Raw genomic sequence first — 21920 nt, 5'->3', positions numbered from 1 at the left:
TAATTTATGATTTTTCAAAATGAAATTTTATCATTACATTTAGAAGCTGTAAAATACGAGTTTAACAATGCATTTGATACATTTGATCGTAATTGGCTAATAATAAAAGTGAAACTTTCAGAGGGAAATAAAGTTTTTGAAACGATGGATCCTTTTTTACAAACTAGCGAATTACAACACATGAAAGAATGGTTTCAAACATTACCGAATCCTACATATACCCGACTAGACTTCATAGAACCTAATCTGTCGTTTGAATTTATAGGAGAAAAAGAAGAGACATTTCAAATTATAGTTCGTTTATCTATAGAACTAAATCCTTCATGGTGTAAAGAAGAAGAGTACGAATTTTGTATTACTATTACGCAAGAAGATAGAAAAAATATTATTCGTTTCATTGAAGAACAACATATAAAATTTCCAAAACGATAAAAAAGACTTGATATCCTAAAGGAAATCAAGTCTTTTTCATTACATACGATTATCATGCCAGAAGTTTAATGGGAAGTGTTCGTTCTCACTATAAGCTTCTAATTCATATCCTTTTTCTTTCAGTCCTTTAATAATACCAGGGACTGCTTTTACGGATTGTGGATGAATATCGTGCATAAGGATAACTTCTGTTGGCTTGTTAGCGCCATTTAGAACGTTTTCTACAATTTTTGCTGATGCAGCATCAACCTGCATTTTGTTATACTTCCAGTCTAAAGAATCGATTGTCCAATCCCAAACTTTTAAGCCATTCTCAACAACTTTGTTGCGAAGAGCCTCATTTAATCCTGGCATTGATCCGTAAGACGGACGAGTTAATACTGGTGATTTGCCTAAAACGCCAGCGATTAAGCCTTGATCTTCCTTCATCTCATCTACATAATGACCTTCTGTGTAAAGTTTCTTGTAGTTATGAGTCATACTGTGCATCCCAACGTAGTGGCCTTCAGCATCTTCACGTTTTACAAGATCAGGGAAAGCTTTTACATTTGAACCAATAAGGAAGAATGTTGCTTTTGCATTTTCTCTCTTTAACATATCTAAAAGCTCAGCTGTGTATTTTCCAGGACCATCATCAAATGTTAAGTAAGCTACTTTTCTAACTTGCCCATTATATTGTTTTGGAGCTTCTTTCGGTGCAAGAGATGATTGAATTTCACTTACAAGTTGAACAGATTTTGCTTCATCCTCTGTACTCGCTAGAGCAGTATGTGCTGATCCTAAGGCCGCTTCGTATGTAAATAATACCCCCGCGCAAATCAACATAGCCCTTTTCACTAAAGTTGTCATTCGAATTCCATTGTGCATAATTTTCCTTCTCTCTATAAAAGTTCTACTCTACTATATTAGCAATTATAGGGAGGTAATTGCAAAAAAACTTTTTTACAAGAGCAAAAAAGTTTGTCCAAAAGTATGCAAGATTTCAATATTTTGCTGGTTTACTAAAATGAAACAAGGATGGAATGAAAATGCATGTAGTTTGTTGCTATATATAATAAACCCAATGAGTGAGTTATACAGAGAATGCTGACGAAGAGTGTGCCTGTTGCATTAAAACGCATCTAAAAAATTTCACATACCGTATTTTGAAAAATAAATATAGGAAAACCAAAAAGTAATGTAGAATATATCGTACATACATATATGAAGTCAACAGAAAAGATAAAGAGGTGGACATATGTTACTTGAAGAAGTAATGCAGCAGCTAGAGGAATACGGAACAGAACAGAATCGTAAAACGTATAAAAACCATGGGGCGAAAGAGCCACTATTCGGAGTTAGTTTTGCTAATTTAAAATTGTTAAAAAAGAAAATAAAAAAAGATCATGATTTAGCAATTTTATTATGGGAAACAAAAAATATGGATGCAAGGACATTAGCAACAATGATTTTAGATCCAAAGAAAGTTACGACAGAACTGCTAAATAAATGGGTACAGGAAGTTGATTATTATTGTTTAATGGATGTTTTAATGACGGCTATTTGTACGTCGCCAATCGCGATAGAAAAAATGGAAGAATGGACAAAGTGTGATGATGAATGGATTGGAAGAGCAGGCTGGTCTTTATTAGCAAATATAGCGATGAAAAATAAAACGTTACAAGACGATTTCTTCTCTCCGTATTTAGAAGAAATTAAAGTAAATATACATAATGAAAAAAATAGAAAAAAAGAAGCGATGAATCGTGCTTTAATCGCGATAGGAATTCGTAATGAAGACTTAGAGCAAGCAGCGATTGAAATTGCACGTGAAATTGGAAAAGTACACGTTGATCACGGGGCAACGTTATGCAAAACACCAGACGCAGAGCCGTATATAAAAAAAGCGAGAGAAAGAGCTGAAAAAAAGAAAGTGAAATAAGAAAAGGGGAACGGTTATGAAAGCAATGGAAGCGGCAAAAAGCATCATTACATCACAATTTCCGGATTGTGATGTAGCTTTACTTGGAGGAAGTGTTGCAAGAGAAGAAGCGACAAAAACATCTGATTTGGACATTGTAATAGTTGATCAAAGTTTAACGTCTTGTTATCGAGAATCTTTCTATAGTAATGGGTGGCCAGTTGAGGTATTTGTACATAATTTTGAAACGTTAAAAACCTTCTTTAAAATAGATTGTGACCGCGGAAGACCTTCGTTACCACAATTAGTTGCAGAAGGTATTGTATTAAAAGGGGAAAATGAAATTGTTGAGAAATTAAAAAGCGAAGCGAATGAGTTACTAAATAAAGGGCCAGCTAAATGGACGGAAGAAATGATGGAGCAGAAGCGTTATTTTATTACAGATACTTTGGATGATTTTATTGGTGCATCAAAAAGAGAAGAAGAGTTGTTTATCGCGAATTTATTAGCTGATTTATTACATGAATATGTATTAAGAGTAAATGGTAAATGGCTTGGAAGTTCAAAATGGTTTATAAGGGTACTTAGAAGATATGATGAACAATACGCAGATCAATTTGTAACAGCATTCGATCATTTTTATAAAACAGGAGAGAAAAGAAAATTAATTACTTTTGTAGAAAAAACGTTAGAACAGTATGGAGGAAGAATGTTCGAAGGGTTTTCTATAGGAAAGTAAAAGGGGGATAATACAATGAATATACCATTCGTTCAATTAAGAGAACTGACACTAGATGATGTAGAAGACCGATATCAATGGTCATTAGATACAAAAGTAACAAAACATTTAGTTGTACCAGATCAATATCCACCGTTCACTCGTGAAGATACAAAAAAATGGATTGAAGCATGTATAAATCGAAAAAATGGTTATGAACAAAGAGCAATCACTACAGAGAACGGCATACATATTGGATGGGTAGATCTTAAAAACTTTGATAAAACAAATAAAAATGCAGAATTGGGAATCGCGATTGGTAATAAAGAATACTGGGGGAAAGGGTATGGAATAGCAGCCCTATATAGTATGTTACATGTAGCATTCTTTGAATTTGAATTAGAAAAAGTATGGCTACGTGTAGATGAAGATAATTTTCAAGCTAGAAAGAGCTATGAAAAGGCTAGTTTTGTATGCGAAGGGTTAATGAGAAATGATCGATTACGTAGAGGTCAGTTCATTCATCGCTATCGTTATAGTATGTTAAGAGAAGAATATCAATCTTTAATTAGTAGTTTATAAAAATATTATGTTAATTAAAAGGGGATAGAGAAATATGATTCGATTACTTACGAAAGAAGATGCAAAAAAATATTGGGACTTACGTTTACAAGCATTACAAGTAAACCCTGAGGCATTTGTAACAACTTATGAAGAGGCGATTCGTCAGGAAAATCCTATTAAGCGAGTGGAAAGTAATTTATCAGCTGCTACTAGTTGTACATTTGGTGCTTTTAATGAAGAGAATCAATTAGTTGGAGTTGTCACCTTACTAACAGAAGAGAAAGAGGCGTATAAACATAAAGGGCATATCGTTGCGATGTATGTAGATGCAAGCAATCGAAGAAGTGGCCTTGCACGTGAGTTAATACGTAAGGCAATTGAAAGAGCAAGAGAAATGGACTTGGAACAATTGACATTAGGTGTTGTTTCCACAAATGAGCCAGCAAAAAAGTTGTATGAATCTATGGGCTTTAAAACGTATGGGATTGAAAAGAGAGCTATAAAGATGAATGGTGTGTATAGTGATGATGAACATATGGTGTTGTTCTTGTAAGGGGGGAGTTTCATATGAAAGATCTACTTTTGCAAAGAAATATGAACCCGCAAGTTGCGATTTTGTATGCGACGGTTACGGATACATTTAAACGACTGCAAAAGTTAGTAGAAGGTACTGATGAGAAAGAACTGTCATTTAAAGGGACAGAAAATAATGAAAATAGTATTGGACAACTACTTCAACATTTAGCAGTTGTCGATTTACATTGGGTGTACCGATTAAAAGGAGAAGCAATTCCGCTCGTACTTGAAAATATATATGGACCTATGTTAAATGAAGCAGGAGAGCTGCCAAGTTTAAGAAAACAGACGTTGCAACAATTAATGCAAAATTATGAAGTTGTGCAACATATGTTTTATGAGGAATGTATGAAACTAACAGAAAATGATTTAATACGAGAAGTTCTTTATGAAAAGGGAGAAAATGCGACTATAAGGTGGGGGATATGGCACATAGCTGATCATAATCGGTACCATCAAGCTCATATTAGTCAGTTAAGAAAACTATATAGAGCTAGATACACGCGAGATGAAAAATTCGAATTTTAATTATATTTAAATTGTTGTATAGTAGTAAGAAGAAACTGAACAAGGGGTTTTATAATGAAAGCTATAGCAGTAGGGATATTGGCATCATTTTTCTTTGCCTTTACCTTCGTTTTAAACCGGGCGATGGACTTAGAAGGTGGAAGCTGGATTTGGAGTGCATCATTACGGTACTACTTTATGGTTCCGATGCTTTTACTTATTGTCATGTATAGAGGAAACTTAAAGCAACTCTTTCAATATATGAAAAACAATCCGAAAGAATGGTTAGTTTGGAGTATCGTTGGATTTGGTCTCTTCTATGCACCACTTAGTTTTGCCGGAGCTTTTGGACCTGGTTGGCTCGTTGCATCAACATGGCAAATTACAATCGTCGCAGGGATTTTATTAACACCATTTTTTGCGGTAGATCCATTACATAAAAAACTCCCAATGAAGGAATTAGTTATGTCGGGTATTATTTTATGCGGTGTTGTACTCATGCAAGTAGAACATGCTTCTTCATTAGGAATTCGTGAAACTGTTTTATGTGTCGTTCCTGTACTTATTGCAGCGTTTGCGTATCCTCTTGGAAATCGAAAAATGATGCAAGTTTGTAAAGGGGAGTTAGATGTATTCCAGCGAGTTCTCGGTATGACTTTAGCCAGTTTACCATTTTGGTTTTTACTATCTGGTTATGAAGTATCAACAGGCGGACTACCGTCAAGTAGTCAAGTTTTTCAATGTTTTATTGTAGCAGTTAGTTCTGGCTTAATCGCAACGGTATTATTCTTCTTTGCGACAGATCTTGTAAAAGATGATCCACAAAAACTAGCAACAGTGGAAGCGACTCAGTCCGGTGAGGTTTTATTTGCGCTAGTAGGAGAACTTATCTTGTTATCTGCACCAATTCCGTCATCTTTATCTTGGATTGGTATGAGCCTCGTTATTATCGGAATGATACTACATAGTTATGTAGCGGTCGTTGTGAAGAAAGAAGAAAAAATAACTGCGTGATGAGATTAGCTCTTTATATAAAGAGCTAATCTTTTTTCATAGAAAGGAATGATGATATGAATTTGCAATGTGTTAAACAAGTTGAGAAAGATCCCATATTAAATGTACTACTGTATGCAGTCGGCCCAAGTGAATCTAGCAAAAAGAAAGCAGTTTTATTTTATGAAAGCAATAAAGGGACTTTGCATAAATATGAGGAAAAGGCTTGCATAGGTATTGAAATAACCGGAGCAAATAAAGCGAGAATATGCCACATAGCAGTGGTACCGCAATATCGTCATAAAGGAATAGCGGTGCAAATGATAAAGGAAATAGTAAGAATGTATCAATTGACGTATCTAGAGGCAGAGACAGACGCTGAGGCAGTAAAATTTTATAAGAAAATGGGTTTTCAGATTCAAAGTTTAGGAGAAAAATATCCGGGGATTGAAAGGTTTCATTGTTATTTGGAAAAATAGTACGAAAATATGCAAATATATATTGTGTTTAGTTTGAAAAAAGTAACATTTACATTATATAATAAAGGTATCTGGAAAAATATAGATAATGGAAATTAGGTGTATAACACATGAGAATGGATAAAAGTAAATTTATAAAAATTGCTACTTCAATAGGGGTATCATCTTTTTTATTAACTGGATGTGGTGATTATGAAGAAGATACTGCTCAACAAGAAAGTACTGCTGTTAAAACAGATGGTGCAAAACAGGGAAATGAACAAGAAACATTAAATTGCGATGATAAAACGCCTACTAATGAAAATGTAGAAAATGATGAGTTATGTAAGGAAATGAATCCATCATTTTCATCGTATCATGAAAATTCACATTTACCGATACTTCCATTCGTAGCAGGATATTTATTAGCAAGCAGAACTTCAAATATGAATTATACAGCAAAACCAAATATAATGAAGAAACCGTATGCAAATAATATTATTCCATATCGTGAGAAAGACCAAAGTAGAACTGGTGGCAGCGGTGGAGGAGGATACTACGGTGGAACTAACAGCAACAACAATAATTCTTCTAATAAAGTGGATTTAAATAAACAACAGCCAAATTCCTCAAATAAAGCGACGCCAGATACAAATACGCCAAAATCATCTACGACACAAACGCCAAAAGTGAATTCAGGTTCAAGTGGAATTGGGAACGCAAAAGCGCCAGCCGGATCATAACACGAAAGGATAATAGAATCATGTATACAGAACAAGAACAGAAAGAGTATATGAAAGTATGGTTTTCACTTGCAGAAGAGGCTGGTAGGAATGGTTTTACATGGCCGAGCCTATTAGAGAATGATGAATGGAATCAATATATGGCAACAGGTATGTATCGTATGCCAGTAAAAACTTATACTGCTATTTCAAAAGCGACAGAAGAAATTATGTACGTATTATATAGAACATATCAATATATTGTAAATACAACAGGATATTTTCAAACACTAGGATTACCAGCCGAAACGTGGGAAATTGCGAGAATGAAACATACTGGTTTGTTTTCATATTTTACAAGGTTTGACTTTATCGTAAATGGTGAAGATATAAAGTTAATAGAAGTAAATTGTGATACACCAACAGGTTATTTAGAGCCATCTGTCGCAAATGAAGTATTATGCCGTTATCACGATGTAAATCATCCAAATCATATAGAAGAGCATATTGTGCAGGCGTGGGAACAAATTAAACATGACTATAGTATAGATCCTAGAGAAACGATTTATTTTACGAGTTATGATTGGCATGATGAAGACCATCAAACAGTTCAATTTTTAAGAAGCTATTGTTTAGATCAGTCAACGGATTATATAGGTATACAAGATATCGTCGTTGCAGATGATGGTATATATACGCAAAATGGTGAGAGAATTCATTATTTATATAGACTATATCCAATTGAATATTTAGTTTCAGACACTGATAAAAACGGGAAAAGAATTGGACTTCAGTTTTTAGATCATATAGCGCAAGGCAGAGTGAAAATCATTAATCCACCAGCTGCTTTTCTTATGCAAAATAAAAGTGTACTCGCATTAATTTGGCAACTTTACGAAGAAGAAGTTTTCTTTAAGGAAGAGGAGCGAGGAATCATTCAGAAATACTTCCTACCAACATATTTTACAAATAAACCGTTTATAGAAAGAAATGAATCCTATGTTTCTAAACCTTTATACGGCCGTGAAGGCGGAGGAGTATCTATATACGAAAATAATGAACTATTAGCTGAAGATAAAACAGAGTATTACTTTGAACAGCGGAAAATATATCAGCAATACATAGAAATGCCAGACTATACAATTGACACGTGGGACGGTCCGTATACTGGTAAACTATTAATTGGTTCACACTGTATTAGCGGGAGAGCTGCTGGTTTATTTTTACGTGTAGGTGAGAAAATAACAGGAAATTTATCGATGTTTACTGGAGTTACAATTGAAGGATAAATGAAACAAAGAGCTTATCATTTTTGGTGAGCTCTTTGTTTGTATATAGTGTTTTTATGTTTTTGATGTAACGCCTTTATTTTTTGCATAGATAAAATGATTAAGTTAAAAATTAAGAAAAATATGATAATATATGTATGTAGTAGTTTAAAACAAATGGGGGAACAATCGTGAAAATGAATGACATAGTGGCAAGTACGCAATTGCCAAATACAATCAAAACAATTACAAATGATTTAAGAAAATTAGGATTAGAAAAAGGAATGACAGTTATTGTACATTCTTCGTTAAGTTCCATTGGCTGGGTATCAGGCGGAGCAGTTGCAGTAGTAGAGGCGTTAATGGAGGTTATTACAGAAGAGGGAACGATTATTATGCCAACTCAGTCTTCGGATTTATCTGATCCGAAACATTGGTCAAGACCACCTGTACCTGAAGAATGGTGGCAAATTATTCGGGATAACGTTCCAGCATTTGAGCCACATATAACACCAACAAGGGCAATGGGAAAAGTAGTTGAATGTTTTCGTACATATCCGAATGTAGTACGTAGTAACCATCCATTAGGAAGCTTTGCTGCATGGGGAAGACATGCAGAAGAAATAACAGTAAATCAGTCACTATCGATGAGTTTAGGAGAAGAATCTCCATTAAGAAAAATATACGATCTAGACGGATACATATTATTAATTGGTGTTGGATATGATTCGAATACTTCTGTACATTTATCAGAAGTACGTTCTGGTGTATGTGAGTTAATAAAAGTAGGGGCACCTATTATAGAAAATGGTGAAAGAGTATGGAAAGAATTTGTTGATATGGATTACGATTCTGACAAATTTGTAGAAATTGGTGTAGAGTTTGAGCAAAAAGGAACCGTAACAATGGGGAAAATAGGAAACGCAAAGTGCCGTCTTATGAAACAACGTGATATAGTTGACTTTGGAACAGAATGGTTTCGTAAGAAAAATTAGTAAGGGATGGTTACGATGAAGGGGAAAAAGGTATTAATTACAAGCGGTGGTTGTTTAGAAAAATGGGATCAAGTACGCGGCCATACAAATATGGCAAAAGGAACAATTGGAAGAATAATCGCCGAAGAGCTTATAAGTAAAGGGGCCCATGTTATATATTTACATGGTTATTTTGCGGAGAAACCGAATGATATAAACAATCAATTAGAATTACATCCATTTGAAGGAATTGTTGATTTACAAGATAAAATGAAAAGTATCATTACGCATGAAAAAGTCGATGTGGTTATTATGGCAGCGGCTGGATCTGATTGGATTGTGGACAAGATTTGTGATCAAGAGGGTAATGTTCTTGATATGAATGGAAAAATCTCAAGTGATATAGCACCAATTATACATTTTCAAAAGGCACCGAAAGTATTAAAACAAATAAAAGAGTGGGATCCAGAAACAGTACTCGTTGGCTTTAAACTTGAAAGTGACGTAAATAAAGAAGAATTGTTTGAAAGAGCGAAAAATAGAATGGAAGAAGCGAAGGCGAGTGTAATGATTGCAAATTCACCACATTCTTTATATTCGCGCGGAGCAATGCACTACGTAATTGGACAAGACGGTAAAGGGCAGTTATGTAATGGAAAAGATGAAACAGCGAAAGAAATTGTCAAAAGGTTAGAGGTACTATGTAATCGCGTTACTGCTTCATAATTTCAAGTATTTGGATAAGAGTGAATCCGCATAGTATATATTGGTAAGCGAAACTTTTTGCTTTGATACAAACGTTAACCATTCAATATGGATACATAGAATAATTGGTGAGGAGTGAATTCTATGGAACATTTATTAAAGCAAGCTATTAAACTCCGGAAAGAAAAGAAATATGCGCAGTCTAAAGAGATACTCATTGGATTAACGAATTTTACGAGGGATGCAGAAGTACTTTATCAATGTGCTTGGATACATGATGTAATGGGGCTGGAAACAGAAGCTATGCCGTATTATGAACAGGCAATTGCAAACGGTCTTGAAGGTGAGTCACTTTGCGGAGCTTATATCGGCCTTGGTAGTACATATCGTTGTATAGGTGAGTATGACAAAGCAATTACTGTTTTAGAAACAGGATTACAGCAGTTTCCAGATAATGATGTGATGAAAGTATTTTTGTCATTAGCGAAATATAACGTAAACGATCATGAATCCGCGATGAAATTATTACTTGAAACAGTCGTAAAAGTAGAAGAAGTGAAAGAATTTGAACGTGCTATTTCATTTTATAAAGATCATTTAAATGAGGTTTTTAAATAGAGGAGTGAACATATGAGTGTCACACTTTCGCGAAGGCGAAAAGGTATATGGATTGGACTCGTATCTTTAATCTTGTTATCAAACTATTTATTATATGCTCTTCCGATTGTACCAGCTGCTCCGAAAGAAGTTGTCCTTGGATCAATATTAGATTGTATGTTTGTAATTCCAATCATTACGTATTTCTTTATTATTCGAAAAAGGTACTCGTTAACGTATATATTTCCTGTTGTAATAGCTGGTTATATATTTGCAAGATTTATTATTCCAAGCGACTATTTACAAGCTTTTTCATACGTTTCTTATATTATAGTTGCAGGGGAAATTGCTTTTGTATGTTTTGAGTTATTCCTTCTATATAAAATTATTAGAAAGCTTCCTAACATAATAAAAAAATGTAAAGAATATAAAAGTGAGTATTCTTCATTTTCTTATGCAATTGATGCTGCGTTTGACGACACTATGAAAAGAAATAAATTAATAGATATCATTGTAACAGAGTGTAAGTTAATCTATTATGCATTTTTATCGTGGCGTGAAAAAGTGCCAGAAGGTGAATCCGTATACTCATATCACAAAAAGACTGGTGCAATAGGTGTATATATTATGATCATCCATGCGACCTTAATAGAAAGTATCGGTTTTCATTATTTGTTTCATCAATGGAATCCAGTTGTAGCATGGGTGTTACTTATTTTAAACGTATATGCAATGTTTTATTTTTTAGCTGAAATACAAGCAATGCGTAAAAATCCAATTATTGTTACGGAAGAACAGGTAATTATTCAAATTGGATTAGGGAAGAAAATCATTATACCGTTTACACAAATTGATAAGATTACGTTTTATAAAGGAGAACTTTTAAAAAAAGAGAAAGAGCTTCTTGACGCAACGGTGATGGAATTTATAAAGGAACCTCCAACATTTGAAATAATACTTAAAGAGCCAATAAAAGCACAATTGTTATATGGATTTTCTAAAACAGTAAGTCGTGTTCACTTAAATGTTGATGAGGAACGGAAATTTTATGATGCAGTTACCGAGAAATTAAAACATGGGTAATGCTATTAATTTTCATCGTGCGTTTGGTGTGTACGGTATTTGTATCGAAAATAATAATATATTAGTAATCGATAAATCAAAAGGTCCATATAAGAATAGATATGATCTACCTGGTGGGAGCTTATATGAAGAGGAGTCGCTGTTAGCGGCACTCCATAGGGAATGTAAAGAAGAAACTGGATTAGAAGTAAAGGTTATAAAGCAAGTAGGAACGGTTGATTTTCAATACCCTTCAAAGTTTAAAGATTATACACATGTACACCATATTGCAGTTTTGTATGAAGTTGAAAAGAGTGCAGGGAAAATCATAGTACCAAAACAATTTGAAGGTCAAGATTCTTTAGGAGCGAGATGGGTTTCTATAGAAAGCATTACAGAAGACAATTCATCTCCGCTTGTATGTAGTGCAGTAGAGTGGCTGAAAACAAATGAGCTTCCATTAGAAGTAAAAAAATATGAAACATGGACAGTGAAAAACTCCTTCTAAAATAAGAGGGAGTTTTTATTGTGTATTTGGAGACCAAACACTTCTTTATCACTATATAAATGGATATAATAAAGCTAGAAATAGCATAAGGGGAAACAAAGAATGAATAAATTACTAACACCAAAAAGTGAAATTATAGAAAGAAAAATAAGATATGACTCGACAACAGTAGAACACACTTGTTTATTACTTGAAAAGCAGTTGCAAAGTATCGTGCTATTTCATGAGGTTCAGTATTCATTTACAATGACTGCACATCTTGCGAGTTTAACAATCCCAAAAGGAAGTTACACCATTGCATACTATTGGGAAGATCGTCCGTACAATTTATACATATGGAGAGATAAGAATGGAACGTATTTAGGCTCTTATTTTAATGTTGTAAAAAATACGCAAATAACAGATGAACTAGTGTCATTTGAAGACTTAATTATTGATATTTTGGTACTTCCAAGTGGAGAATATTTTATTTTAGATGAGGATGAGTTGCCTGAGTCTTTAGAGGAGTTTGAGGATGGTTATGTGAATGAAGCTCTTAATGTATTAGAGGAAATAATTCAAAAGACGCTTCCTCAAATGATTGTAGAGACAGAAATGGTGTGGTTAAACTAAAGCGATTTGAAAAGAAAATATGTGTTTAATGAAATTGAGTAGTCTTAAGTTATATGATCTAACTTTTTTGATAAGTCTAAGGTTAGATGTATATTTCTTGAGATTACTCTTTTTTTGTGGAAACTAATATTGACTGAATATAGTTCAGTCGTTTATGATTGAATCAGATTCAGTCGAGGGTAAAACATAGTAGGAGATGACCTATGAAAAGAATATCGAAAGAACCAGATGTTAGAAGGCAAGAGTTGATGGATATTGGTTTTGAACTATATATGAAAAATGGTATGAAAGGATTTGGCATAAAAGATGTTGTGAATCATGCTGGTGTAGCAACGGGCTTATTTTATTATTACTTCAAGTCTAAAGAGAATTTTGTTGATGAAGTATTAAATGATTTTATTGTGAAAAATATGGAGTTAATTGAAGAAATACTTGTTTCTAATGAACGGTCTGTCATGCAAAAGCTGAAAGATTCTCTAAATATATTTTGGACATTTATCGAAAAATTAGCGCCTTATAAAAATGTGAGTTCGTTTCAGACGGAACAACATTTTCAACTGGAACAGAAATTATTTACGCGAATGCAGCCATTAATTCGACAAGTAATCGAAGAAGGGGTGAAAACTGGGATTTTTAATATTGATAACTCATTATTAGCATCAGGATTTATTTTATACGGTCTTAGCAGTATTGCTCATTCAGAGGTGAATTTGAATCTAGACATGAAGCGAGAAATGGTTAATTTAGTATTAAATACACTACGATATGATCAAAGAGAAGGAGAATGTATATGAAGATCATGATTGATGGAAACAATATTTCGAATGAACAACTTACAAAGTGGAAAAAAGAACGTATGAAAAAAGTTTTCAATACATTAGGACATAAAGAGCCAGAATTAAATGATACAGACGTTATGATAAAAAAACTAACAGAACTAAAATTAAATTATTCATACAATGAAATGTATGATAAGTTAAAATCTAAACTTAAATTAAGTGAAATGGGTATGCGTATTTGTACTGCTTTATCTGGTGATAGACGAAAATTTTCAAAAACAAATATTTATTTAGATGGGATTACAGCAGAAGAGGCGATAAATGGAATTGATAGTTTTATGCTTGAACAATCAGATGAAAATAATCAAGTGAATTTATCAGCCTGTCCAGATCACTACGTACTAAGACCCTTTGGGGAAAATGAATTGGAGGTTATCGAAACTACTGGTAATTCTCCATTTCCAGTTCAATTTTTTATTGTTTTTGGTGACGAAACAGGATTAAAGACACCTAGAGATAAGTCTTATCAATACCAATCAACAGGTGTTGCACGTATGAAAGACGGTACTACTATTGGTGGAGTTCGACATCAATTCAAAGATACAGATACTGGTATAGAAGTAAGTCTAGTTGTAGAGTTTCCGGCACTTTGTCCTAATAGTCTTATTGAATCGCATCAAATGCATTTGGCATGTGAGTTTTCTTATTGGTTACAGTGGATTAAGGAACATAAAAAATAATTTTTATATAAATAACAATAAGGGTATTTAAACGAATCATATGTATTTTTTAATAAAACCTAGTTGACTTATCGGAAATATTTGTATAATATGTACTTAATTCTATTACGTATTGCTGATTGGAGAAACCAAAGGCATTTTATCTATTGATAAAATGCCTTTGGTTTTTTTATTACATAAATACTGAATCTATTCATTTAGATGAATCATTTCAAGGAGGGGAAGAAGTGACTGTTTCAATTAATGAGGTATCAAAATATTTTTCTAAGCAAACTGGTACTGTTCAAGTATTAGAGAATATTAATTTTCAATTAGAAAAAGGGGATTTTGTTACAGTAATTGGTCCGAGTGGTTGTGGAAAAAGTACATTATTAAAAATTATTGCAGGTTTAGACAACGATTTTGAAGGTGAAATCATTATTGATGGGGAGCGTATAACAAAACCGAGTAAGAAGCAAGGATTTATATTTCAAGAGCATCGTCTGTTTCCGTGGTTAACAGTTGAAGAAAACATTGCAGCTGATTTGTCATTAAAAGATAAGTATGTGAAGGATAAGGTAAAGGAATGGGTTAAAATTGTTCGGTTAGACGGTTTTGAAAAATCATATCCGAAAGAAATATCAGGCGGGATGTCACAACGTGTTGCGATTGCAAGAGCGTTGCTAAGAGATCCTAATGTATTATTACTTGATGAACCATTTGGAGCATTGGATGCATTTACCCGAAGTCATTTGCAAGAAGTACTGCTCAACATTTGGGAACAAAAAAAGACGACAATGATATTCGTTACACATGATATAGACGAAGCAATATATCTTTCAAACAGAATTGTCATCATGAGTGCAAAGCCTGGAAAAATACATAAAGTAATTGAAAATAATTTACCTTATCCGCGTAGTAAAACTTCGGAGTCATTCCAAGAAATTCGAAAGAAAGTATTACAGCAGTTTGAGTATGGAGGATTGATTCAAACAAGTTTATAGGGAGAGGGTGAATATTTATGTATAAAAAATTTAAAGTTCTTTCTTTTGCATTAGCTATTTCTTTATTTTTATTCGGATGTGAGAAAAGTACAGCAAGTAGTAAGAAGGAAGATGTAACAGTACAAATTGGTATTCAGCAAGGATTAAGTCCACTATTACTCGCGCAGAAAAAGGGATGGTTTGAAGAGGAGTTTAAAAAAGAAGGAGTTAAGGTGAAATGGACAGAGTTCCAAAGCGGACCTCCTTATTTTGAGGCAATCGCATCAAATCGATTAGACTTTGGTGAAGTTGGCAATTCTCCAGTTATTTCCGCGCAAGCAGCAGGTATTGAATTTACCGAAATTGCTAATACAAGTTATGCGAGAAAAGGAACAGGGATTCTTGTACAAAAAGATAGCAAGATTACGAGTGTAAAAGATTTAAAAGGTAAAAAAATCGCAGTAGCAAAAGGAAGTAGCGCATTTAATTTATTGTATCGAGCGCTTGATAAAGAAGGTATCAATGCGAAAGATGTAAATGTTATTCAACTGCAACCAGATGAAGCGCAGCCAGCATTTGAATCAGGATCAGTAGATGCATGGGCAATTTGGGATCCTTTCATATCGTTACATACGGTAAATAAAGGAGCGAAGGTGATTACAGATGGTGAACAATTAAATGTATCTTCTCCAGGGTTTTTAATTGCGAGAACAAAATTTGCGAAAGAGCATCCAGAATTAGTGGAGAAATTCCTTAAAGTATATGAAAAAGCACGTGTATGGCAAGATGAAAACTTGGATGAAGCAATAAAAATATACACTTCTGCAAAGAAAATAGATGCAGATATTGTAAAAGAAGTGTTTAATCACGACAAACCCATCTTAGTTCCAGTAACGAAAGAAATAGTTGCAGAACAGCAACAGACAGCAGATTTTCAATATAAGCTTGGTTCTATAAAGAAAGAAATTAAGACAGATAAAGTTGTAGATAATTCTTTCGTAGAAAAAGCGTTAAAGGCGAAGTGAAAAGAGGTTGTATAAATTGGAGAATACGAAAGCGGTTATTAAAAGGGCGAGTATAACGATTGAGAAAAACAATGTAAAGAAAGTACAGAAGACGAATATCAAATTTTTGATAAGGGCAATTACTATACCGATTATTATATTAATAATTTGGCAATTGGCCGGCGTATTCGGTCTAGTTTCTAAAACAGTTTTACCAACGCCGCTAGATATATTTTTAGCTTTTCAAGAACTTATAAAAACAGGAGAGTTATTCGGTCATGTAAGTATTAGTGTATTCAGGGCTGCGGCTGGTTTCTTTATTGGCGGGAGTTTAGGAATTATTTTAGGAACAATTGTTGGATTTTCAACGAGAAGTGAGCAATATTTAGATCCGTCAGTACAAATGTTAAGAACTGTGCCTCACTTAGCTGTTGCACCGCTTTTCGTATTATGGTTCGGTTTTGGGGAAACATCAAAAGTGTTATTAATTGCAGATGGTGCATTTTTTCCTTTATACGTAAACGCGTTTCTAGGAATACGAGGTGTAGATTCAAAGTTATTTGATGTTGCGAGAGTGTTAGAGTTTAGTAAAAGAAAATTAATTACACAACTAATTTTACCGGCAGCATTGCCGAACCTATTACTTGGGGCAAGATTATCATTAGGAGTAGCATGGGTGAGTTTAGTAGTAGCAGAACTTATGGGATCTACAGAAGGCATTGGCTATATGATTATGGATGCAAGGCAATTTTCAAATACAGATATTGTATTTGTCGGTATTATTATCTTTGCATTCGTTGGGAAGTTTTCGGATTCACTCGCACGTTTACTAGAAGTGAAGTTTTTAAGATGGCGAGATAATTTTAAAGGCGAGATAGGAAATTAACATATAAATTATTAGGGGTAATTTATATAGAGTAGTTTAGTGTACGTTTCAAAATAAATAAGGGGTGTGTAAAGGTATGGAATTATTATGGTTTATTCCGGCGTATGGAGATGGACGATATTTAGGAACGACAAAACGAGGAAGAGCAGCTGAGTATGGTTATTATAAACAAGTTGCACAGGCAGCTGATTATTTAGGATATACAGGTGTGTTACTTCCAACTGGCCAAGGTTGTGAAGATCCATGGGTATTAGCATCGGCACTTGCAGCTGAGACAGAAAAGCTAAAATTTTTAGTAGCAGTTAGACCGGGACTAATGTCACCGACAGTTGCAGCAAGGATGGCATCTACATTTGATAGAATTTCAGACGGGAGGTTACTTATTAATGTAGTCGCTGGAGGAGATCCAGTTGAATTACAAGGAGATGGATTGTATCTTGAGCATGATGAAAGATATGAAGCAGCTGATGAGTTTTTAAAAGTTTGGAAATCGACATTGCAAGGTGAAACATTTTCTTTAGAAGGAAAACATATTAAAGTTACGGAAAGTAAAGTTGTGTTCCCGCCAGTGCAAACGCCATACCCTCCTATATATTTTGGAGGATCATCCGCTGCTGGAAAGGAAGTTGCAGCAGAACATAGTGATGTATATTTAACGTGGGGCGAGCCACCAGAGCAAGTGAAGGAGAAAATAGAGGAAGTAAGAAAGCTGGCAGAAGAGAAGGGACGTTCAGTGCGATTTGGCATCAGGTTACACGTAATTGTAAGAGAAACAGAAGAAGAAGCGTGGGAAGAGGCAGAACGTTTAATTCAATATGTAGATAATGAGACAATTGAGCTTGCTCAAAAGACATTTGCAAGATATGATTCAGTGGGGCAAAAACGAATGACACATTTAAATAAAGGAACAAGAGAGTCGCTAGAGATAAGTCCTAACTTATGGGCTGGCATTGGGCTTGTAAGAGGTGGTGCGGGTATTGCGCTTGTTGGAGATCCACATACAGTAGCAGATAGAATAAAAGAATATGAAGCGTTAGGAATTGATACGTTTGTATTATCGGGATATCCTCATTTAGAAGAGGCATATGAAGTGGCAGAACTGTTATTTCCTTTATTGAAAGAAGATAAGAAACAAGAAAATAAAATTGTTGGTGAAATGATAGCTGATGCATATGCATTAAAAAAATAGTGAGAAAAAACCCGCAAGTAAATCACTTGCGGGTTTTCATCGTAAACTATCAGAAAATATGGTAAAATTAAATAGTAACTTAAGGTACGGTTGGTTGTTCAATTATCACTTCTCCAATTAAGGAGGGGGGTGATAATAAGTGAGTGAAATAGCGTTGTTACTGCAAGGTGGACTATTTCTCGTTGCATTGTTAACATTCGTCGTCGTTTTAATAGACAAGCTCAAAAAATAACAACCCACCTATGCCAATAGAATGTGGGTTGTTTTGTTTGTAAGAAACAAATAGGATAAATGAACAATCCAATCTGCTAAGTTACGTGGACTAGTGTGTAGCCGCACACTAGTCTTTTTTATTTATATACAATTTATAATTGGTTTATGTGATTGTATTGTTCTTTTCATACTTATTATAACACAGTGTCTTTTCATCAAGAAAGGAGACCGTATGTTCTGTTTCTAATTAAATAGAAGGTGACTTTTCTTTAAAGAGCCCGTCCATATACTGTTTTAAAGTTTGAACGTAAAATTCTTGCTTATTTACATCATTAACGCCGACAATTGGTGAAGGAAGTTCATATCTTTTTTCTGATAAATGAACGACAACATCAAAAATATCAAATAGACGAATGAAACAGAACAGTCCATCTTTATCACTCAATAAAATAAAGTAGTGGTTTTCGCTATTTGTATTTAATGTATTCCATAAAGAACTTTTGCTTAAATCACGAACAATGCTCTTTTCTTTTAATTCCATGAAGTCGGCATTCGATAGGATGCTAGAAATATCCATCGCATCTGGATCTTCAAAATAGCCATCGACTGCTTGTACAGCGAAAGTATAAGCCATTTTTAATACACTCATTTTATACTTACGGTTATCTAAAAGTAATTCACGTTGAATAGAGCTAGCTACTTTCGTTACACGTTCTTCTTTCCAGATTTCGTTATGTAGTGAAATATCGTGCTTTTTACATAGTTTCATAATTAAAGCATTGGAATAAAGTATTTCGTCACTTACTTCAACAACATCTGTCTCAGCGGCCGCAAGTTCCTCACCATGCTCATTTGTATAGAGAGGGGAGTCAATCTGTTTTTTCATTTGCTCAATCTTAAATTGACTTAATTTATGCCGAATTAAGGGGCGATCAATATTTGTTGTCATTTGTTCATGACAAGTATCACAAATGGAGTTTGTGAAATAATATCCACATAATATTTCTGGGATGACATATTGTTCACTAAGTTCTTTCGTATCTTTTCTGCAAATGATGCATTGTGTCATTTTTATCACCTTTACCTGCAAATTTGTATGTAATCTCATTGTAGTGTATTTATTGGTATTTTGGAATATTGTAAAGGAAAATATTATGTGAAATTGTTACTTATTTTGGTACAATGAAGAGAAGTGCTAGTTTAAAGGAGGACGTTTTTTTGAAATCGAAAGTGCACTTTTGGACATTAGAAGTGCTAATGGTTGTAGCGATCATATTTATTTGCACAAAAATATCGTTTCTATTTCAACCGATTGGTATCTTCATATCAACGCTGTTTTTCCCAATCTTAATCGCGTTATTTTTATACTTCATATTTAATCCGGTGTTAGTCTTTTTGGAGGATAAAAAAGTACCTAGAAATTTAGCGATTTTACTGTTATATCTTTTTATCATAACATTAACTGCGGTTGGCGTTGGGGTAGTTGTTCCAACGATCTCACAACAGCTAATGGATTTAGTGAAAAATATGCCAGGCTATATAAAAGAGGGAAAACTATACATACAAGATTTATCCCATCATAGATTGTTTGAATGGTTATCTACACAAAATTATGTTTCCATTGAAACAATTGAAAAAAATGCAATTGAATACTTAAAGGATATACCAAACACCATTACGTCGAGTGCAACGGCTTTATTTGGTATTATAACGAATGTCGCATTAGTTATCTTTACAGTACCGTTCATTTTATTTTATATGTTTAAAGATGGACATGCGTTTCCAGGGAAAGCAGTTAGTCTATTACCTGAATCTTACCGTGAAGAAGGACTTCGTATCATTAAGGAAACGAACGAAACATTATCTGCATATATTCAAGGTCAAGCTCTCGTTTGTATATTTGTAGGTGCTTTTACTTTTATCGGTTATTTAATTATCGATTTACCGTACGCTTTTGTTTTAGGAATTATAGCAGCATTTACAAATATCATTCCTAACTTAGGTCCGTTTATCGGTGCAGCACCAGCTGTTATCGTAGGTCTGTTCGTATCTCCGATGCAAGCGTTGTACGTAATTATTATCGTAACAATTGTACAACAGTTTGAAAGTAACATCATTTCACCGCGTATTATGAGTTCAAAATTAAATATCCATCCGTTAACAATTATTATTTTAATTTTAGGAGTAGGTAACTTTGCGGGAATTATCGGAATGATCTTGGCGGTGCCAGTGTATGCAGTAACGAAAACAGTTGTATCGAACTTAGTGAGATTGTTTAAGACGAAGAGAAGTAATCGAAAATAGTATATGTTTAGAAAGATACACCGCTTTTTAAGTGGTGTATCTTTTGTTTATTAACCAAAGTTAAAAAGTGTACAAATGCAATTTTATTGTATATTTATTACATATCAAATATAACGTTAAAGTTGTATGATATAGCTCCAATAAAACTATGTGGAATCCCTCTGAACTATCCAAATCATTTCCTTACAACGTGCTATCAACATCATAATCGACTCCTTTCAAGTTTTATATTTTTAAAGGATTATAGGTGATTGTAGTATTTGCTTCTACGATCTCGAATTTCGTCCATAATCTTTTTGTATTGTTGCTCTTGTTTTAATTCATCTTCAGAAAAGATTTCTTTCTGGATTGTAATTGTTAAGAAGAAAAGATGAAACTTCATGATACATTCCTCCTTTCGAAAGGAATTATAGATGGCTACAGTAGTGACTTTGACGTTCTTTTACATCTTCCATAGCTTTATTAATTTGATGGTCATGCAATATCTCACTGTCCGAGAACTTAGTTTTTTGAATGGTAATCGTTAAAAAGAATACTTTAAATTTCATTAGATAAAACCCCTTTATAATTGATTTAGAAAAGACGGCTGTAATAAGAAGCTTGACGCTCTTTTACTTCGTCCATAATAGTTTGAATGTGTTGCTCACGTAAAATCTCTTTCTGTGAAAGTTTACGTTTTTGAATAGTGATAGTTAAAAAGAATGCTTTAAATTTCATTAGATAAAACCCCTTTATAAGTTTATTAGAAAAGACGGCTGTAATAAGAAGCTTGACGCTCTTTTACTTCGTCCATAATGGATTGAATGTGTTGCTCACGTAAAATTTCGTTGTGAGAAAGTTTACGTTTTTGAATGGTGATTGTTAAAAGAATGCTTTAAATTTCATGAAGGTAGTTCTCCTTAAAAATATATTTTTAATACATATGCATATAATATGAACTTTTAATGTCAGTCATTTTATCAGTCAGTTGTTTTATTTGTTGTTTACGAATGATTTCACCTTCAGATAAAGTATTTTTCTGAAGTACAGTCGTAAAAAAGAAAATATGAAAAGTCATAAATGAATTCCTCCTTTCGAAAAGGAATTACATGTGATCACAATAAAGTGCTTGGCGCTCCTTAACATCATTCATAGCTTTTTCAATTTGCTCATTATGAAACATTTCATGTTTGGAAATTGTATTTCTTTGAATCGTAATACTTAAAAACAATACGCTAATAGTCATCGAATGTTGCTCCTTTCTTTAA

The 21920-nt window shown here is 33.8% G+C and carries 31 protein-coding genes and 1 pseudogene; 24 read left to right on the top strand and 8 right to left on the bottom strand.

Annotation, left to right across the window (positions count from 1 at the left end; translation table 11 throughout):
* Positions 1–6: 6 nt before the first annotated feature.
* A complete protein-coding gene (locus NLJ82_RS13840; RefSeq protein ID WP_000577200.1) occupies positions 7–432 on the top strand; it encodes a WapI family immunity protein in 426 nt (141 codons plus the stop codon).
* A gap of 39 nt (positions 433–471) precedes the next feature.
* Here NLJ82_RS13840 and NLJ82_RS13835 read toward each other — a convergent pair whose 3' ends face one another.
* On the bottom strand, positions 472–1299 hold the full coding sequence (locus tag NLJ82_RS13835) for a peptidoglycan-N-acetylglucosamine deacetylase (protein ID WP_000551433.1): 828 nt from the start codon (positions 1297–1299) through the stop codon (positions 472–474).
* 370 nt (positions 1300–1669) lie between these two features.
* Here NLJ82_RS13835 and NLJ82_RS13830 point away from each other — a divergent pair, with 370 nt between their 5' ends.
* From NLJ82_RS13830 to NLJ82_RS13725, 22 genes are all read left to right on the top strand, one after another.
* Positions 1670–2353, top strand: coding sequence for a DNA alkylation repair protein (locus NLJ82_RS13830; protein ID WP_000923432.1), 684 nt, complete (start codon positions 1670–1672; stop codon positions 2351–2353).
* 16 nt (positions 2354–2369) lie between these two features.
* A complete protein-coding gene (locus tag NLJ82_RS13825; RefSeq protein WP_000646303.1) occupies positions 2370–3071 on the top strand; it encodes a nucleotidyltransferase domain-containing protein in 702 nt (233 codons plus the stop codon).
* Positions 3072–3086: 15 nt separating this feature from the next.
* Positions 3087–3632: a GNAT family N-acetyltransferase gene (locus tag NLJ82_RS13820; protein WP_001025001.1), complete on the top strand. Its 546-nt coding sequence runs from the start codon at positions 3087–3089 to the stop codon at positions 3630–3632.
* Between the two features lie 34 nt (positions 3633–3666).
* Positions 3667–4167, top strand: a complete 501-nt coding sequence (locus tag NLJ82_RS13815; RefSeq protein WP_000620338.1) for a GNAT family N-acetyltransferase — start codon at positions 3667–3669, stop codon at positions 4165–4167.
* A gap of 14 nt (positions 4168–4181) precedes the next feature.
* Positions 4182–4718 (top strand): DinB family protein, encoded by a 537-nt coding sequence (locus NLJ82_RS13810; RefSeq protein ID WP_000653991.1) that lies wholly within the window; start codon positions 4182–4184, stop codon positions 4716–4718.
* Between the two features lie 54 nt (positions 4719–4772).
* The gene (locus tag NLJ82_RS13805) at positions 4773–5711 is read left to right on the top strand and encodes a DMT family transporter (protein WP_000643664.1); all 939 of its coding nucleotides are present in this window, start codon (positions 4773–4775) and stop codon (positions 5709–5711) included.
* A gap of 56 nt (positions 5712–5767) precedes the next feature.
* Entirely contained in the window at positions 5768–6169 is a 402-nt protein-coding gene (locus tag NLJ82_RS13800) for a GNAT family N-acetyltransferase (protein ID WP_001053117.1), read from the top strand.
* A gap of 110 nt (positions 6170–6279) precedes the next feature.
* Entirely contained in the window at positions 6280–6891 is a 612-nt protein-coding gene (locus NLJ82_RS13795; protein ID WP_001242159.1) for a hypothetical protein, read from the top strand.
* Between the two features lie 20 nt (positions 6892–6911).
* Positions 6912–8159: a glutathionylspermidine synthase family protein gene (locus NLJ82_RS13790; RefSeq protein ID WP_000287868.1), complete on the top strand. Its 1248-nt coding sequence runs from the start codon at positions 6912–6914 to the stop codon at positions 8157–8159.
* 176 nt (positions 8160–8335) lie between these two features.
* Positions 8336–9133, top strand: a complete 798-nt coding sequence (aacC, locus tag NLJ82_RS13785) for a BA2930 family N-acetyltransferase (RefSeq protein ID WP_012644449.1) — start codon at positions 8336–8338, stop codon at positions 9131–9133.
* 15 nt (positions 9134–9148) lie between these two features.
* The gene (locus tag NLJ82_RS13780; protein ID WP_000676715.1) at positions 9149–9838 is read left to right on the top strand and encodes a phosphopantothenoylcysteine decarboxylase domain-containing protein; all 690 of its coding nucleotides are present in this window, start codon (positions 9149–9151) and stop codon (positions 9836–9838) included.
* A 123-nt stretch (positions 9839–9961) separates the two neighbouring features.
* Positions 9962–10435, top strand: a complete 474-nt coding sequence (locus NLJ82_RS13775) for a tetratricopeptide repeat protein (RefSeq protein WP_000400626.1) — start codon at positions 9962–9964, stop codon at positions 10433–10435.
* A 12-nt stretch (positions 10436–10447) separates the two neighbouring features.
* Positions 10448–11497 carry a hypothetical protein gene (locus NLJ82_RS13770; RefSeq protein WP_000117467.1) on the top strand — a complete coding sequence of 350 codons (1050 nt, stop codon included), beginning with the start codon at positions 10448–10450 and terminating at the stop codon, positions 11495–11497.
* Positions 11490–11984 (top strand): NUDIX hydrolase, encoded by a 495-nt coding sequence (locus NLJ82_RS13765; RefSeq protein ID WP_000525962.1) that lies wholly within the window; start codon positions 11490–11492, stop codon positions 11982–11984. The genes NLJ82_RS13770 and NLJ82_RS13765 overlap by 8 nt, the downstream gene beginning before the upstream one ends.
* Before the next feature lie 102 nt (positions 11985–12086).
* Positions 12087–12596, top strand: a complete 510-nt coding sequence (locus NLJ82_RS13760; RefSeq protein WP_001037864.1) for a ribonuclease FAU-1 family protein — start codon at positions 12087–12089, stop codon at positions 12594–12596.
* 203 nt (positions 12597–12799) lie between these two features.
* Positions 12800–13390: a TetR/AcrR family transcriptional regulator gene (locus NLJ82_RS13755; protein ID WP_000822635.1), complete on the top strand. Its 591-nt coding sequence runs from the start codon at positions 12800–12802 to the stop codon at positions 13388–13390.
* On the top strand, positions 13387–14115 hold the full coding sequence (locus NLJ82_RS13750) for a hypothetical protein (RefSeq protein WP_000699947.1): 729 nt from the start codon (positions 13387–13389) through the stop codon (positions 14113–14115). Before NLJ82_RS13755 ends, NLJ82_RS13750 begins: the two co-directional genes overlap by 4 nt.
* 227 nt (positions 14116–14342) lie before the next feature.
* Positions 14343–15098, top strand: coding sequence for an ABC transporter ATP-binding protein (locus tag NLJ82_RS13745; RefSeq protein ID WP_000218625.1), 756 nt, complete (start codon positions 14343–14345; stop codon positions 15096–15098).
* A 17-nt stretch (positions 15099–15115) separates the two neighbouring features.
* Positions 15116–16102: an aliphatic sulfonate ABC transporter substrate-binding protein gene (locus NLJ82_RS13740; RefSeq protein WP_000276921.1), complete on the top strand. Its 987-nt coding sequence runs from the start codon at positions 15116–15118 to the stop codon at positions 16100–16102.
* A 16-nt stretch (positions 16103–16118) separates the two neighbouring features.
* A complete protein-coding gene (locus NLJ82_RS13735) occupies positions 16119–16967 on the top strand; it encodes an ABC transporter permease (protein ID WP_000432115.1) in 849 nt (282 codons plus the stop codon).
* Between the two features lie 76 nt (positions 16968–17043).
* Positions 17044–18156 (top strand): FMNH2-dependent alkanesulfonate monooxygenase, encoded by a 1113-nt coding sequence (ssuD, locus tag NLJ82_RS13730; protein WP_088296474.1) that lies wholly within the window; start codon positions 17044–17046, stop codon positions 18154–18156.
* A 139-nt stretch (positions 18157–18295) separates the two neighbouring features.
* A complete protein-coding gene (locus NLJ82_RS13725; protein ID WP_001289320.1) occupies positions 18296–18388 on the top strand; it encodes a putative holin-like toxin in 93 nt (30 codons plus the stop codon).
* A gap of 228 nt (positions 18389–18616) precedes the next feature.
* Here the strand turns inward: NLJ82_RS13725 and NLJ82_RS13720 are convergent, their stop codons facing one another.
* Positions 18617–19438 carry an HNH endonuclease gene (locus NLJ82_RS13720; RefSeq protein ID WP_000189703.1) on the bottom strand — a complete coding sequence of 274 codons (822 nt, stop codon included), beginning with the start codon at positions 19436–19438 and terminating at the stop codon, positions 18617–18619.
* Positions 19439–19587: 149 nt separating this feature from the next.
* Here NLJ82_RS13720 and NLJ82_RS13715 point away from each other — a divergent pair, with 149 nt between their 5' ends.
* Positions 19588–20673 carry an AI-2E family transporter gene (locus NLJ82_RS13715; protein ID WP_000837884.1) on the top strand — a complete coding sequence of 362 codons (1086 nt, stop codon included), beginning with the start codon at positions 19588–19590 and terminating at the stop codon, positions 20671–20673.
* Positions 20674–20914: 241 nt separating this feature from the next.
* On the opposite strand, the gene NLJ82_RS13710 is transcribed toward NLJ82_RS13715, so the two are convergent.
* From NLJ82_RS13710 to NLJ82_RS13685, 6 genes and pseudogenes are all read right to left on the bottom strand, one after another.
* Positions 20915–21055 (bottom strand): YrzI family small protein, encoded by a 141-nt coding sequence (locus NLJ82_RS13710; RefSeq protein WP_000668487.1) that lies wholly within the window; start codon positions 21053–21055, stop codon positions 20915–20917.
* Between the two features lie 25 nt (positions 21056–21080).
* Positions 21081–21221, bottom strand: a complete 141-nt coding sequence (locus NLJ82_RS13705) for a YrzI family small protein (RefSeq protein WP_000669812.1) — start codon at positions 21219–21221, stop codon at positions 21081–21083.
* 25 nt (positions 21222–21246) lie between these two features.
* Positions 21247–21390, bottom strand: a complete 144-nt coding sequence (locus NLJ82_RS13700) for a YrzI family small protein (protein ID WP_000668966.1) — start codon at positions 21388–21390, stop codon at positions 21247–21249.
* 25 nt (positions 21391–21415) lie between these two features.
* Positions 21416–21558: pseudogene (locus NLJ82_RS13695) on the bottom strand (YrzI family small protein).
* A 28-nt stretch (positions 21559–21586) separates the two neighbouring features.
* Positions 21587–21730: a YrzI family small protein gene (locus tag NLJ82_RS13690; RefSeq protein ID WP_000142724.1), complete on the bottom strand. Its 144-nt coding sequence runs from the start codon at positions 21728–21730 to the stop codon at positions 21587–21589.
* Positions 21731–21757: 27 nt separating this feature from the next.
* The gene (locus NLJ82_RS13685) at positions 21758–21898 is read right to left on the bottom strand and encodes a YrzI family small protein (protein WP_000156199.1); all 141 of its coding nucleotides are present in this window, start codon (positions 21896–21898) and stop codon (positions 21758–21760) included.
* Positions 21899–21920: the final 22 nt, after the last annotated feature.

This window comes from Bacillus paranthracis, assembly GCF_024296885.1.
Taxonomy (GTDB): Bacteria; Bacillota; Bacilli; order Bacillales; family Bacillaceae_G; genus Bacillus_A; species Bacillus_A paranthracis.
The sequence above is the reverse complement of the archived record's forward strand: the minus strand, read 5'-3'. Positions and strand labels throughout refer to the sequence as shown.